Here is a 13,739-nt window from a genome sequence, read left to right as displayed (position 1 = left end):
CCTGCGGCCGCGCCCACGGGTGTGTCCAAGTCCAAACCAGACTGTCCGCGGCACCTGAGCGAATGCTCGTGTACAAGCGGAAGTGCTCGATCGGTGCGGAGGCTACGCTCAGGTCAGGCCGTCGGGCGGCCTGCCCCGGCGTAGTCGTCGCCCTGCTTCCGATAGGTGTGCACCTGCACTGCCTGCCCGGTCTGCGGGGCGTCGATCATCTGCTGGTTCCCGATGTAGAGCCCGACGTGGTGGATCTTCGTGTTCGGCTCGCCGTAGAAGATCAGGTCGCCCAGTTGGGGATCGGTCACCCTGTTCACGCTGTGGTACTGCGTGTGGGCGGTGCGCATGAGCTTGACGCCCGCGCTGGCGTACGCGGCCGTCGTCAGGCCGGAGCAGTCGAAACCGGGGTCGCCGCCGCCGGTTCCGTTGCCACCCCAGACGTAGGGCAGGCCGATCTTGTCGATGGCGAAGTTGACCGCGCTCAGCGCCGCCACGTTCGGCGGCTGGGGGCTCTGGCCGACCGTGCCGTAGACGTTCACGGTCGCGAGCGTGCGGTGCATGATCATCGGCGCCGGTTGCAGGGTGCTCACCGCGTTCCACCACGTCTGGCCCTGGCCGAGGTCGCGGCCTCCCGCGCACAACGCGCGAGCGGCGGCGAGGGTGGCGTCGTCGATGTTCTGCGGATCCGGCTTGGCGCCGCTCGCCGAGGCCTGGAACTGGTTCCACGCAGACGGTGAAAGCTGCAGCGGGCCGCTCGCGTTCGGGACGGAGACGACCTTGTTGTAGAAGTCACGGACCTCGACCGTCCCGAGCGGGACGGTCATCACCCCGGCGTCATTGAGGCTGGAACCCTTCGCACGGCCGTGATCCGAGGCGATCTTCCCGAGCGCCGCCAGCGTCACCCACGACAGGCGGCAGCCCGGCGCTTCCTTGCCCATCGCCACGGTGGTCTTCGCGTAGCCGGTCATCGCGCGCAGCGGGATGTCGAGCCAGCCGCTGGTCTTCGACACCCAGGCGTCGAACTCCTGTCCCTGCTGCGGCGGGACCTTCGGCTGCTCCTTGGGGACTTCCGCGGGCGCGGACGACGTCGGCGGCGCGGGCGGCACCGACGACTGGACGGCGGCGGCTTCCGTCTTCGGCTCGTCCTTCGGGGCGAAGGTGATGGCGGCGACCAGTGCGGCGCCTGCGACGACGACGGCCGCGATGATCACCGGCAGTCTGCGACGGCGGGAGGTCTTCTCTTCCATCAGAGCCCTCCGACGATGCGGCCGAGCACGAAGTCGCGGAAGGCGTCGACGTCGGTGGTCAGTGCGACGTCGATGGTGCGGCCCGGAACGGCTTGCGGATCGGTGCTTCGCAGTTTTCGCCGGTCTACGAGTGTCGCGCCGCGCGCGGGGCCGAAGCCGCACTCGACGTCCACCGGGTACGACTCGGTGTGGAGGATGCCCGGCCGGATCGCCTCGGCCACCGCGACCGCGTCGTGCATGACCATTCCGGGGAACCCGAGGATCGGGGTGTAGTGCTCGACGTAGGTGGGCGTGAACGCTTCGAGCGCCGCGCCGAGCGGGCCGGACGCGGCCAGCTTGCCGAGCCAGCCGGTGTCGACCGAGCACTGGTGCGTGATGTCCAGCGGGACAAGGACCGTCGGGATGTCCTCGTCGACCAGCACCCGGCGCGCGGCCTCGGGATCGCTCCAGATGTTGAACTCGGCGGCCGTGGTGGAGTTCCCCTTGGTCACGCCACCGCCCATGATGACGATGCGGCCGATCTTCTCGCGGATCCCCGGATGGGCCGCGAGCAGCAGCGCGATGTTCGTGAGCGGACCGATCGGGGCGATGGTCACCGGTTCGTCGGCGGCCTCCAGCAGATCCACCAGCAGGCGGACGGCACCGCGTTCGTCGAGCGGGCGCGTCGCCTCCGGCAGCGTGCCTGCGTGGCCGGACAGGCCGTCCTGACCGTGGACGAAACCGGCGGGCTTGGCGTTGTCGTAGACCAGCGGACGCGCCGCACCGGCGGCCACGGGCACGTCGTCACGGCCGAAAAGCCGCAGCAGGCGCCGCGCGTTGGCGGTGGTGTGGCTCAGCGGGACGTTGCCGAACACCGTCGTCACGCCCAGCAGGTCGACGTCTTCGGATCGCGCGGCCAAGGCCAGCGCGAAGGCGTCGTCGACCCCCGGGTCCGTGTCGATGATCAGCTTGGTGCCCATGCGCGTGCTCCCCTTTGCGGTCGGCGGCCTGATCACAGGTTACGGTCACCGGTATGACGTCCATGTGGGGTGCGCCCGCACTGTCGAGGCTCCGCGCTTGGGGCCAGGCCCGCCGCGACCCTAAGCAGGCGAAGTTCCTGACGGCGGATTCGCTGCGCTGGGTGCTGCGGAACCGCGCGTACACGCCTTGGTACCTGGTCCGGTACTGGCGGCTGCTGAAGTTCCGGATCGCGCATCCGCACATCATCCTGCGCGGCATGGTGTTCCTCGGCAAGGACGTCGAGATCCACTGCCGTCCCGGCTACGGGCGGCTGGAGATCGGCCGCTGGGTGCACATCGGTGACGGCAACGCGATCCGCTGCCACGAAGGTTCGCTGCGCATCGGCGACAAGGCCGTGTTCGGGCGCCAGAACGTCCTCAACGGCTACCTCGACATCGAACTCGGCGCGGCCACACTGGTCGCGGACTGGGTGTACATCTGCGACTTCGACCACGTCACCACCGACATCACCGTCCCGATCAAGGATCAGGGCATCTTGAAGTCGCCGGTGCGGATCGGGCCGGACACCTGGATCGGCACCAAGGTCTCCGTGCTCAAGGGCACGCGGGTCGGCCGCGGCTGTGTCCTCGGCGCGCACGCCGTGGTGCGGGGCGACATCCCGGACTACTCGATCGCGGTCGGGTCCCCTGCCCGCGTGGTGCGGAACCGGCAGGACGACTACGCCGCCGACGCCGCGCGTCGCGAGGCTGTCGCGGACATGGCACGTAAGGCGAACAAGGCGCTTCAGAAGACCCTGGGCGTCGACAACTAGCCGCGTGTCGTCCGTCCAATCACGCGAGTTCTCCGCCCAATCACCTGAGTTTTCCGCCCAATCACGCGTGTTGTCCGTTTCGTACCAACGCACCGGCTGTGATCAGACGGACAGCATTCGTGCTTAGACGAGCAACTCGCGTGATCAGACGGACGACTCGCGTGATCAGACGGAGAACACGGACGGCTAGCCGCGGAGCTGTTCCCGGACCTCCATGAGCGCGAAGCCCAGGAGGTTCTGCCCGCGCCAGTAGTCGGGGCGGGTGGCGTTCTTGTCGTCGCGGGCCACGCCGCTGCCCCAGACCAGGTCCATCCGCGACGCCTCGACGATCACCTTGTCGCCGGTGCTCAGCAGGAACTCGAGCAGTTCGGCGTGCTGGCGGAACTTCTCCAGGTTCCCGTCGACCACGATGTCGAAGCGGTGCCGCTCCCACAGGTCGGCGTCGAAGCCGGAGACTTCGCGGCCGAGGATCTTGGCGGTTTTGGGGTCCGGCGCCTGTCGGATGGCCTCCGCGGCCTCGAGATCGCCGAACAGTTCCGCCTTGCTCGCCATCATGTAGTGCTCGGCCGTCGGGTACCGTTCGCCGCCCGCGACGAACGGCGCGTGCCACCACTGGCTCAGGCAGGCCGCGTTGACCCGGCCGCTTTTGAGCGGGGTGTGGCCGTAGAAGAGCTGGTACTCGGGCACCGCGCCACTGTGGACCAGTTCGCGCAACGCATCGAGACTCCGGACTCCGTCGACCTTGCTCACCATGGCGACCAGTGGACCACAGGCCACCGACATCCTGCGCACTGGCCACTGGACCACTCTCCGCCGTGGCCAGTGGCGGTCAGTACATTCAGCATTCGTGCAAGGGATCGAAACGGTGAGCGCCCGAACGGTCGAAGAGGCCGCGAAACGACTGGCCGGGGTGGTGACCCGCACGCCGCTCGAACCGAACGAGCGGCTCTCGGCACGGGTCGACGCCCGGGTCTGGCTCAAACGCGAAGACCTCCAGACCGTGCGTTCGTACAAGATCCGCGGTGCCTACAACTTCATCGTCCAGCTCGACGCGGAGCACCGGGAGCGCGGCGTCGTCTGTGCGAGCGCGGGCAATCACGCGCAGGGTGTCGCGTACGCGTGCCGGCGTCTCGGCGCGGACGGCCGGGTCTATGTGCCCGGTACGACTCCGCGGCAGAAGCGCGAGCGGATCGCGACGCTGGGCGGCTCGCACATCGAGGTCATCGTCGTCGGTGAGACCTACGAAGACGCCTTCACCGCCGCGAAGCAGGACGCGGAGAGCACCGGCGCGACACTGGTCCCCGCGTTCGACGCGCCGGAGACGGTCGCCGGGCAGGGCACGGTCGCGATGGAGGTCGTCGCGCAACTCGGGTTCATCCCCGACGTCATGGTGGTGCCGGTCGGCGGCGGTGGCCTGCTCGCGGGGATCGCCGCGTGGGCCGCGGAACGCGCGCCGGAGATGCGGATCGTCGGGGTCGAACCGGCGGGCGCGGCTTGCATGGCCGCCGCACTGGCGGCCGGCGAGCCGGTGCGACTCGCGGCCGTCGACACGTTCGTCGACGGCGCGGCGGTCGCGCTGGCAGGAGCGGTGACGTATCCGCTGGTCCGCGACGGCGGCGTCGAACTCACCGACGTCGCCGAGGGCGCGATCTGCACGGAAATGCTCGCGATGTACCAGGCCGACGGCGTGATCGCCGAACCCGCGGGCGCGCTCGCGACCGCGGCAGTGGGCACGACGGTGAAGATCGATCCCGGGCAGATCGTGGTGTGTGTCGTCTCCGGCGGCAACAACGACGTCAGCCGCTATGGCGAAGTGCTCGAACGGTCCCTGATCCACGAAGGACTGAAGCACTACTTCTTGGTGGGGTTCCCGCAGGAGCCCGGTGCGCTGCGGCGGTTCCTCGACGAGGTCCTCGGGCCGGACGACGACATCACGCGGTTCGAGTACGTGAAGCGCAACAGCCGGGAGACCGGCCCGGCGCTGATCGGCATCGAACTCGCGCGGGCCGGTGACCTCGAAGGGCTGCTGCGCCGGCTGGACGCGAGCCCGCTGCAGGTGGAGCGCGTCGAACCCGGCAGCCCCCTCTTCCACTTCCTGGTGTGACGCGATTCGTCCTCTAGTTGCGGTCCTTGCGCGTGCAACTACCGCAACTAGAGGACGAATTGCGGGCTACTGGAAGGCGGCGAGGTGGGTGCGCGCCCAGGCGGCGAACGGGCGGGGTGCCCGGCCGGTGAGTTCCTGGACGACCCCCGTGACCCGGGAGTCGTCGAACTCGCCCTCGACGAAGAACCGGAAGAACGCGTCGACGTACTTCGCGGGCATCTCCGCGCTCATCGTCACGCGGGCTTCCTCGTTCGGTAAAGGCTCCAGCCGCAGATCCCGTCCCAGCAACTCGCCGAGGACGCGCAACCGGTCCGACGGCCGGAGCGCTTCCGGACCGGTGAGCGCGTATGCCCGCCCCTCGTGTCCCGGCGTGGTCAGGGATTCCGCCGCGACGGCCGCGATGTCGTACGGATCGATCGTCGCCACCGGCACGTCCGCGAAGGGTTCCCGGACGACATCGCCCTCGCGAAGTCTGGGGATCCAGCGCAGCGTGTTCGACATGAACCCGCTTGCCCGCAGGAACGTCCAGGCCAGCTCCGACGCGCGTACCGACGCCTCGGCCGCCATATGCGTTCCCGCGACGGCGTTGTCGGAGTGCCCGCCGACGACCGACCTCGACGACAGCAGCGTGACCTGCTCGACGCCCGCGTCCCGCATCACCGCGAGCGCACCCGGCATGTCTTCGTAACCGCCGAGCAGGAAGACCGCCCGGACACCTTCCAGCGCGGTTTTCAGGCTGGTCGGTTCGTTGAGATCGCCCAGCACCCCTTCGACGCCGTCGGGCAGCGGCCGCGGCGTGCGGACCAGCGCCCGGACGGGATGCCCGTCGCGGGTGAGGATTCCGGTCAGTTCCGAGCCGACGTTCCCGCCTGCCCCGGTCACCAAGATCATTCAGTTCTCCCCAGTGTGGTGGTCGCCGTCACAGGCGGCGGCCCTCGTCGGCAACCCTGCCAGGGAGATCGAGACCGCTCAAGGCGCCTTGGGCACCGCCGGGTACGGGACGAAGGTGCTGGTGTTCTCGTCCACGGTCAGCTGCTTGCCGATCGTCGGGAACGCGCGTTGAGAGCAGGCCGGGCGTTCGCAGACTTTGCAACCCATGCCGATCGGGGTGGCCGCGGCGCGGTCGTCGAGGTCGAGACCGGTCGAATAGATCAGCCTTTTCGCGTGCCGTAGTTCGCAGCCGAGGCCGACGGTGAACGTCTTGCCGGGGCTGCCGTAGCCGCCGATGTTGCGGGACACCGTCCGCGCGATCCAGAAGTAGCTCTTGCCGTCGGGCAGGGTCGCGATCTGGGTGAGGATCTTGCCCGGCTGCGTGAACGCCTCGTAGATGTTCCACAGTGGACAGGCGCCACCGACGCGGGAGAAGTGGAAACCGGCCGCGGACTGGCGTTTCGACATGTTCCCGGCCCGGTCGACCCGCACGAACGAGAACGGCACGCCGCGGTTCTTCGGCCGCTGCAACGTCGAGAGCCGGTGGCAGACGGTCTCGAAGCCGACGCCGAAGTGGTCGCACAGCCGCTCGATGTCGTAGCGGAAGCGTTCCGCGGTGGAGAGGAACGGTCCATAGGGGAGGATCAGGGCACCCGCGAAGTAGTTCGCGAGCCCGACACGGGCCAGCGAACGCGCGGCGGGTCCGGAGAACGCCCACGAATCGGCGAGTTCGGTGATCAGGTCGTCGTAGTCGAGCAGGGCGATCTGCGAAGCCATCCGGAACGCCTGCTGCCCGACGCGCAGGCTCGGCGCCAGCCGCAGCACCCGCGGCCCCGGTTCGTACCGGTGCTGCTCACCGGCCGCTTCGTCGATGCCGTCGCTGGTGACGTCGACGCCGTAGCGCTGGGCCAGGGTTTCCTTCAGCGCGGTGAGCACACGGCCGCGCTGAAGCGGGATGTCGTGCGCCATCCGTTCGGCGCGTTCGTCCAGCTCGGCGACGTAGTTCTCCCGCTCGTAGAAGAAGTCGCGGACCTCTTCGTGCGGCAACGAGCCGGCCGCGCTGCCGTGCATGCCCAGCCCGTTCTCGGTGGTCAGCGCGGCGGTGTTCTCGACCGAGTTGCGGTAGCTGCGATGCAGTTTGACCAGGGCTTGGGCGATCGTCGGCAGGTTCGTGGCGAGGTCGTTCAGCTCGCTGGTGGTGACGTCCACGCCGAGGACCTCGTCGAGCAGCGCTTCCTTCACGTCCGCGACGAGCCTGGCGGTGTCGTTGTTCGCGAAGAACTCGGTGTCCACTCCGAACGCTTGCGTGATGCGAAGGAGCACCGGGACGGTCAGCGGACGCGTGTTGCGCTCGATCTGGTTGAGGTAACTGGGTGAGATCTCCAGCACACGAGCGAGATCCGCCTGGCTCATCGACCGGCTTTCGCGCAGATGCCGAAGCTTCGCTCCGGCGAAGGTTTTGTCCACACAGGCCTCTCTGTCCGCAAGGTTTCCGGACTCGAACGATTCAGTGAACGGTCAAGCCCGTGGATTTTCGCTCGGCTTGCGAACAGGAGATTCGCAACCTTTGCAAGATGGTACGGAAGCTTCGCAGAAATTGGCAAATTGGAGACCTGGATCGGATTTCCCCTGTCATGTCAGGGTCTGGTCAGGAAAGGCGATCACTCGCAAACTTCGCAACACCGGGAGAATCCGATGACTCAGCACGCGCAGCAGCTGGAGCAGGCGGCCGCCGAACTGGCCAAGCAGTGGGAGACCGACCCCCGCTGGGCGGGCGTGAAGCGGTCGTACTCCGCGGCTGACGTGGTCAAGCTGCGCGGCAGCGTGGTCGAGGAGCACACGCTCGCTCGCCGCGGTGCCGAGAAGCTGTGGGACCTCCTGCACAACGAGGACTACGTCCACTCGCTGGGCGCCCTGACCGGTAACCAGGCGGTGCAGCAGGTCCGCGCCGGCCTCAAGGCCATCTACCTCTCGGGCTGGCAGGTCGCCGCCGACGCGAACCTCTCCGGCCAGACCTACCCGGACCAGAGCCTCTACCCGGCCAACTCGGTGCCCGCCGTCGTCCGCCGCATCAACAACGCGCTGGGCCGCGCCGACCAGATCAACTGGGCCGAGGGCAACACCGACACCGACTGGTTCGCCCCGATCGTCGCCGACGCCGAGGCCGGCTTCGGTGGCCCGCTCAACGCCTTCGAGCTGATGAAGGGCATGATCGCCGCCGGTGCCGCGGGTGTGCACTGGGAGGACCAGCTCGCGTCCGAGAAGAAGTGCGGCCACCTCGGCGGCAAGGTGCTGATCCCGACCAAGCAGCACGAGCGCACGCTGAACGCCGCCCGCCTCGCCGCGGACGTGCTGAACGTGCCGTCGCTGATCGTCGCCCGCACCGACGCCCAGGCCGCCACGCTGATCACCAGCGACGTGGACGAGCGTGACCGCAAGTACGTCACCGGCGAGCGCACCGCCGAGGGCTTCTACAACGTCACCAACGGCATCGACCCCTGTATCGACCGCGGTCTCGCCTACGCCGAGTACGCCGACCTGCTGTGGATGGAGACCTCCAAGCCGGACCTCGAGGTCGCCCGTCAGTTCGCCGAGGCGATCAAGGCGAAGTACCCGGACCAGATGCTCGCCTACAACTGCTCGCCGTCGTTCAACTGGAAGAAGCACCTGGACGACGCGACGATCGCGAAGTTCCAGCGCGAACTCGGCCACATGGGTTACAAGTTCCAGTTCATCACCCTGGCAGGCTTCCACGCCCTGAACTACTCGATGTTCGACCTGGCGCACGGTTACGCCCGCGAGGGCATGACCGCCTACGTCGACCTGCAGGAGCGCGAGTTCGCTTCGGAGGACCGCGGTTACACCGCCACGAAGCACCAGCGCGAGGTCGGCACCGGCTGGTTCGACAACGTCGCGACCGCGCTGAACCCGACCAGCTCGACGACCGCGCTCGCCGGTTCCACCGAGGCCGAGCAGTTCTGATCCCTCGCAAGTAGGTGCCAGGTGGCGGTCTTTCGCCCCCGGGAGACCGCCACCTCCCTTTCCTCTTCTAACTCTCTTTCGCGAAGCCCAGCGGAGGCACACCATGGTTGAGAAGCTGAACTACCGGACCGACGTCTGCGGACCCGCCGGTGACCGGTTCGACGAGATCCTCACCCCGGCCGCACTGGACTTCGTGGCCAAATTGGACAACGCGTTCGCCGGCCGCCGCCGTGAACTGCTCGACGCCCGCCGTCTGCGCCGCGAGAAGCTGCAGTCCGGCGAGGAGCCGCTGGACTTCCTGCCCGAGACGCGCTCGATCCGCGACGACGGCAGCTGGTCGGTCGCCCCGGCCGCGCCCGGTCTCGAAGACCGCCGCGTCGAGATCACCGGCCCGACCGACCGCAAGATGACGGTCAACGCGCTCAACTCCGGCGCCAAGGTCTGGCTCGCCGACTTCGAGGACGCGACTTCGCCGACCTGGCACAACGTGATCGACGGACAGCTCAACCTGTTCGACGCGATCCGCCGCAACATCGACTTCACCACCGAGGCGGGCAAGCGCTACACGATCGGCGACGAGCCCGCGACGATCGTCGCCCGCCCCCGCGGCTGGCACCTGGTGGAGAAGCACATCCGCATCGACGGCCGCCCGGTTTCGGCGAGCCTTGTCGACTTCGGCCTGTACTTCTTCCACAACGCGCGCCAGCTGCTGGCCCGCGGCAGCGGCCCCTACTTCTACCTGCCGAAGCTCGAAAACCACCTCGAAGCGCGGCTGTGGAACGACGTCTTCCTGCTGGCGCAACGAGAACTGGGTATCCCGCGCGGCACCATCCGGGCCACCGTGCTGATCGAGACGATCACCGCCGCGTTCGAGATGGAGGAGATCCTCTACGAACTGCGCGAGCACATCGCCGGCCTGAACGCCGGCCGCTGGGACTACATCTTCAGCGTCATCAAGAACTTCTCCTCGCACGGCGCGGACTTCGTGCTGCCGGACCGCGCGCAGGTGACGATGACCGTCCCGTTCATGCGGTCCTACACCGAGCTGCTGGTGCGCACCTGCCACAAGCGCGGGGCGCACGCCATCGGCGGCATGGCCGCGTTCATCCCGAGCAAGGACCCGGAGATCAACGCGACCGCGCTGGAAAAGGTCCGCCAGGACAAGGAACGCGAGGCGAACGACGGTTTCGACGGCTCGTGGGTCGCGCACCCCGGCCTCGTCCCGGTCTGCCGCGAGGTGTTCGACGGAGTGCTCGGCGGCTGGCCCAACCAGCTCGGCAAGGTCCGTGAGGACGTCGTCGTCACCGCCGAGGACCTGCTCGACGTCGCCAGCGCCGGCGGTGAGGTCACCGAAGCCGGTGTCCGCGCCAACATCAACGTCGCGCTGCGCTACATCGACGCCTGGCTGCGCGGCACCGGCGCGGCGGCCATCCACAACCTGATGGAGGACGCCGCCACCGCCGAGATCGCCCGCTGCCAGATCTGGCAGTGGATCCGCAACGGCACGAAACTCGAAGACGGCACCGCGCTCACCCGCGAACTCACGGTGTCCTATTTGGACGAAGAGCTGACCTCGGCGCGTTCCGAACTGGGTGAGGGCAACCGCCTCGGCGACGCCTACGAGATCTTCACCGAGACCGCGCTGGGCGAGAAGCTGCCGAGCTTCCTCACCACCGGCGCGTACGCGCGGTACCTGACCACTTACTGACACCGGCTCCGGCCGCCCCTACCTGACGCGGGGCGGCCGGGTTCCACACCGGTTTGGGACGGTGTGGCCCATCGGGTCCGGCGGCGGAGGCTCCCCGCCGCCGGACCTGATTCTCGCGCGCGCCCCCTTCCGGTAGCGCTGTCGGGCGTGCGCGCGCTGTCGCGGAGGCCCCGCTCACCCTCACACCGCAGTGGGCGGGGCCTTCGCGGCTTTCACGGGTTTTGGTTCTGCCGGTCGTGAAGTCCGTGAAGGGCTCCTTGAGGGACCCAGAGTCCCTCAAGGAGCCCTTCACGGACTTGAGGCAGAGGGACGAAACGGTCACGGATCGCGATTACGTAGGGGTACCTAGTGAAACCCCCATTGTTTCCGCGGCGATTCACGCGGATGCTCGGTCCCGGGTGCACTTTCCGCCCGAATTCCCGAGGAGCCACCATGAAGGAGCAGTTGAGGAGGGTTTTGGCCACAGCTTTCGCCGTCTTCGCGGTCGCCCTCGCCGCACCGGCCGTATCCGCTTCGGTGGCGGTCTCGGTGCAGCCGGACTGTGCCCGGCCCTGCCACTTCTGATCTTCGTCACCTAGAGCAGCCACGGGGGTCGCGCCCCTCGCGACCCGCGACCGCTCGTCCGCCCCGCCAAGTACAGAAGGCCCCCTTCCTTGCGCCTGGCGCCAGGGTCCAGGCGAAGTCGCAGAGCTGCCGTTCAGTGCCGCTCTTGACGATCCGGGCCCGGTCTCGTCAAGTTTCCGGAAGGGGGTGGCCGTGAGTGGCGATTCGGGCTGGAGCCAAGGGTTGGCTTTGGGTACCTACTGGCCGCTGGCCGGTGTCGCGAAAGCCACTTTCGGGACATCTGACGTCGCGAAAGTGGCTTTCGCGACACAGGGGGCGGCCGCGCTTGACGTCTGAGCCACGCTTCGGTCGGGGGTGGGTAAGTCGGGTTAGGGCGGACCGGTCTTTGCTTGCCCACGTGTGGTCAGCCCGACGGCGCGGGGCCTCGGACCTTGATCAACTCGGGCGAGTGGGCAGGCGAATGCAGGTCTGTCAGAACCCGAACCGCCACACACGACCCGCTTGACCACCATCCCGACTTCGCCGGAACCCTGGCGCAAGGAAGAGGGTTACGAAAGACTCACGGTTCGAAGGCGTTGCCCGTCGCGATCTTCGGGCGCCCCAGTTCCATCGGCTCCCCGATGCGAGCCCGCCGGTAGACCGCGACGGTCGCCTCCGCGATCCGTCCCCAGTCGAAGTCCGCGGCCAGGCGCGATTGCGCGGTCAGCGCCCGTCGCGCCGCGGCGACTTCGTCGTCCAGTACCGCTTCGACGGCGTCCCCGAGGGCGCCGACGTCGCCGGGGCTGAACGCCAGGCCGGTCTCACCGTCGACGACGACCTCGCCGAGTCCGCCGGCGGTCGAAGCCACGAGTGGCGCCTTCGCGGCGGCCGCTTCCAGTGCGACGATCCCGAACGGTTCGTACCGGCTGGGCAGCACGACGGCGTCGGCCGCGGCCAGCACCGCGCGCAGTTCGCGGTCGGACAGGTGCCCGACGAAGTCCACCGCGCGGCGCACGCGCAGCTTCCGCGCCTGGTCGACCAGTTCCTCCAGGTGCCTGCCCTTGCCGGCGACGACCAGCCGGGTCCCCGGTTTGGCGCGGCGGATCCGGGGGAGCGCGGCGAGCAGGTCCTGCACGCCCTTCTCCCACTCCAACCGGCCGAAGTAGAGCAACAAGGGCGCACCGGAGGGGCTGTGGACCTCTCGGGCCTGCGCGACCTCTTCCGCGGGCACCTGCCAGGTGCGTTCCTCGATGCCGTTGTGGATCACGGTGACCGCGTCGCCGTCCACCTCGAACAGATGCGACACCTCGCGGCGCATGGCCTGCGAACAGGTGATCAGCGCGTCCGAGCGGTTCGCGAGCCACCATTCGACCGAGTGAACCTGCTGGTTCAGCGGATGTGAGAGCCAGCCGGAGTGCCGTCCGGCCTCGGTGGCGTGGATCGTGCCGACCAGCGGTACCCGCGCGGCCTCGGCGATCGCGATCGCGGGATGGGTGACCAGCCAGTCGTGCGCGTGCACGACGTCCGGCTGCCAGGTGCGCAGCAGGTCGGTCGCGGCGCGGACCATCGCATGCCCCATGGCCAGGGTCCACGCGACGAGGTCGCGTTCGAAGGTCACGTGCAGGGGGTCCTCGGCGACCCGGATGATCCGCACGCCCTCGACCACCCGATCAGTCCTCGGGTGGGTCTCGGCGTCGGTGCCCGCCGTGTGACGGCACAGGACGACCACGTCGTGTCCCTGGCCGACGAGGTGCCTGGCCAGTGCGTGGACGTGCCGTGCGAGTCCGCCGACGACCACGGGTGGGTACTCCCACGACAACATCAGCACGCGCATGGGTGGAGGCTACTCGTCAGTCGGTCTTCGCCGGGACGGGGCGATCACCCCCGGCGAAAGAGGCGGGCCTCGGGACCGGCGCCGCCCGGAACCGCACGGCCATCGACGCCGGGGGCTGAAGGACTCCGTCAGGCGCCGACAGTGGCCTCGATCGCCTTGATGATCGCTTTGTCTTCGGGATCGGTACGCGGGCGAAATCGTCCCACCACTTCGCCGGACGGGGCGACGAGGAACTTCTCGAAGTTCCACTGCACGTCACCGGAGGCGCCTTCCGCGTCGGCCGTCTCGGTCAGCTCGGCGTAGAGCGGGTGACGGCTTTCCCCGTTGACGTCCAGCTTCGCGAACAGCGGGAACGTAACCCCGTACGTCGTCGAGCAGAAGGTCTGGATCTCCTCGGCGGTGCCCGGCTCCTGGCCAGCGAACTGGTTGCACGGGAAGCCGACGACCGAGAAGCCCTTGTCCGCGTAGCGTTCCTGCAGCTTCTCCAGCCCGGTGTACTGCGGCGTCAGGCCGCATTTCGACGCCACGTTCACCACCAGCAGGGTCTTGCCTTCGAGCGCGCCGAGTGTGGTGTCCTCGCCCGCGAGCGTCTTCAGTGGAATGTCGTGGATCCCCATGGTTCCCCTTTC

At 68.4% G+C, this 13,739-nt stretch carries 13 protein-coding genes; 6 read left to right on the top strand and 7 right to left on the bottom strand.

Annotation, left to right across the window (positions count from 1 at the left end; all coding sequences use genetic code 11):
- Nucleotides 1-113: 113 nt before the first annotated feature.
- A complete protein-coding gene (locus tag ACM6LU_RS31500; RefSeq protein ID WP_414941449.1) occupies nucleotides 114-1,238 on the bottom strand; it encodes an NlpC/P60 family protein in 1,125 nt (374 codons plus the stop codon).
- Nucleotides 1,238-2,197: a nucleoside hydrolase gene (locus tag ACM6LU_RS31495; protein ID WP_414941448.1), complete on the bottom strand. Its 960-nt coding sequence runs from the start codon at nucleotides 2,195-2,197 to the stop codon at nucleotides 1,238-1,240. Before ACM6LU_RS31495 ends, ACM6LU_RS31500 begins: the two co-directional genes overlap by 1 nt.
- A 53-nt stretch (nucleotides 2,198-2,250) precedes the next feature.
- Here ACM6LU_RS31495 and ACM6LU_RS31490 point away from each other — a divergent pair, with 53 nt between their 5' ends.
- Nucleotides 2,251-3,009, top strand: a complete 759-nt coding sequence (locus ACM6LU_RS31490; protein WP_414941447.1) for an acyltransferase — start codon at nucleotides 2,251-2,253, stop codon at nucleotides 3,007-3,009.
- Nucleotides 3,010-3,195: 186 nt separating this feature from the next.
- On the opposite strand, the gene ACM6LU_RS31485 is transcribed toward ACM6LU_RS31490, so the two are convergent.
- Nucleotides 3,196-3,762 (bottom strand): NADAR family protein, encoded by a 567-nt coding sequence (locus ACM6LU_RS31485; RefSeq protein WP_414941446.1) that lies wholly within the window; start codon nucleotides 3,760-3,762, stop codon nucleotides 3,196-3,198.
- Nucleotides 3,763-3,856: 94 nt separating this feature from the next.
- On the opposite strand from ACM6LU_RS31485, the gene ilvA reads away from it, so the two are divergent.
- On the top strand, nucleotides 3,857-5,113 hold the full coding sequence (gene ilvA / locus ACM6LU_RS31480) for a threonine ammonia-lyase IlvA (RefSeq protein ID WP_414941445.1): 1,257 nt from the start codon (nucleotides 3,857-3,859) through the stop codon (nucleotides 5,111-5,113).
- Nucleotides 5,114-5,179: 66 nt separating this feature from the next.
- Here ilvA and ACM6LU_RS31475 read toward each other — a convergent pair whose 3' ends face one another.
- Nucleotides 5,180-6,004, bottom strand: a complete 825-nt coding sequence (locus ACM6LU_RS31475) for an NAD(P)H-binding protein (protein WP_414941444.1) — start codon at nucleotides 6,002-6,004, stop codon at nucleotides 5,180-5,182.
- Nucleotides 6,005-6,082: 78 nt separating this feature from the next.
- Nucleotides 6,083-7,510, bottom strand: coding sequence for a short-chain fatty acyl-CoA regulator family protein (locus ACM6LU_RS31470; RefSeq protein ID WP_414941443.1), 1,428 nt, complete (start codon nucleotides 7,508-7,510; stop codon nucleotides 6,083-6,085).
- Between the two features lie 228 nt (nucleotides 7,511-7,738).
- On the opposite strand from ACM6LU_RS31470, the gene aceA reads away from it, so the two are divergent.
- The 4 genes from aceA (at nucleotide 7,739) to ACM6LU_RS31450 (ending at nucleotide 11,633) form a co-directional block, all read left to right on the top strand.
- Nucleotides 7,739-9,025, top strand: coding sequence for an isocitrate lyase (aceA, locus tag ACM6LU_RS31465; RefSeq protein ID WP_414941442.1), 1,287 nt, complete (start codon nucleotides 7,739-7,741; stop codon nucleotides 9,023-9,025).
- Nucleotides 9,026-9,128: 103 nt separating this feature from the next.
- A complete protein-coding gene (gene aceB / locus ACM6LU_RS31460; RefSeq protein ID WP_414941441.1) occupies nucleotides 9,129-10,733 on the top strand; it encodes a malate synthase A in 1,605 nt (534 codons plus the stop codon).
- Between the two features lie 432 nt (nucleotides 10,734-11,165).
- Nucleotides 11,166-11,297 (top strand): hypothetical protein, encoded by a 132-nt coding sequence (locus tag ACM6LU_RS31455; RefSeq protein ID WP_414941440.1) that lies wholly within the window; start codon nucleotides 11,166-11,168, stop codon nucleotides 11,295-11,297.
- Between the two features lie 192 nt (nucleotides 11,298-11,489).
- On the top strand, nucleotides 11,490-11,633 hold the full coding sequence (locus tag ACM6LU_RS31450) for a hypothetical protein (RefSeq protein ID WP_414941439.1): 144 nt from the start codon (nucleotides 11,490-11,492) through the stop codon (nucleotides 11,631-11,633).
- A 223-nt stretch (nucleotides 11,634-11,856) separates the two neighbouring features.
- On the opposite strand, the gene ACM6LU_RS31445 is transcribed toward ACM6LU_RS31450, so the two are convergent.
- Entirely contained in the window at nucleotides 11,857-13,110 is a 1,254-nt protein-coding gene (locus tag ACM6LU_RS31445) for a glycosyltransferase family 4 protein (protein ID WP_414941438.1), read from the bottom strand.
- Nucleotides 13,111-13,238: 128 nt separating this feature from the next.
- Nucleotides 13,239-13,727, bottom strand: a complete 489-nt coding sequence (locus tag ACM6LU_RS31440) for a glutathione peroxidase (RefSeq protein ID WP_414941437.1) — start codon at nucleotides 13,725-13,727, stop codon at nucleotides 13,239-13,241.
- Nucleotides 13,728-13,739 lie beyond the last annotated feature (12 nt).

Origin of the sequence: Amycolatopsis sp. cmx-11-51 (genome assembly GCF_047608665.1) — a bacterium.
GTDB lineage: Bacteria > Actinomycetota > Actinomycetes > Mycobacteriales > Pseudonocardiaceae > Amycolatopsis.
This window is presented reverse-complemented; position numbering and strand designations above follow the sequence as displayed.

Excerpts from the sequence above, each read along its gene's own strand:
- aceB (WP_414941441.1), top strand. The coding sequence starts at position 9,129 with ATGGTTGAGAAGCTGAACTACCGGACCGACGTCTGCGGACCCGCCGGT.
- ACM6LU_RS31445 (WP_414941438.1), bottom strand. The coding sequence starts at position 13,110 with ATGCGCGTGCTGATGTTGTCGTGGGAGTACCCACCCGTGGTCGTCGGC.
- ACM6LU_RS31495 (WP_414941448.1), bottom strand. The coding sequence starts at position 2,197 with ATGGGCACCAAGCTGATCATCGACACGGACCCGGGGGTCGACGACGCC.
- ACM6LU_RS31500 (WP_414941449.1), bottom strand. The coding sequence starts at position 1,238 with ATGGAAGAGAAGACCTCCCGCCGTCGCAGACTGCCGGTGATCATCGCG.
- ACM6LU_RS31475 (WP_414941444.1), bottom strand. The coding sequence starts at position 6,004 with ATGATCTTGGTGACCGGGGCAGGCGGGAACGTCGGCTCGGAACTGACC.
- aceA (WP_414941442.1), top strand. The coding sequence starts at position 7,739 with ATGACTCAGCACGCGCAGCAGCTGGAGCAGGCGGCCGCCGAACTGGCC.
- ACM6LU_RS31455 (WP_414941440.1), top strand. The coding sequence starts at position 11,166 with ATGAAGGAGCAGTTGAGGAGGGTTTTGGCCACAGCTTTCGCCGTCTTC.
- ACM6LU_RS31485 (WP_414941446.1), bottom strand. The coding sequence starts at position 3,762 with ATGGTGAGCAAGGTCGACGGAGTCCGGAGTCTCGATGCGTTGCGCGAA.
- ACM6LU_RS31490 (WP_414941447.1), top strand. The coding sequence starts at position 2,251 with ATGACGTCCATGTGGGGTGCGCCCGCACTGTCGAGGCTCCGCGCTTGG.
- ACM6LU_RS31440 (WP_414941437.1), bottom strand. The coding sequence starts at position 13,727 with ATGGGGATCCACGACATTCCACTGAAGACGCTCGCGGGCGAGGACACC.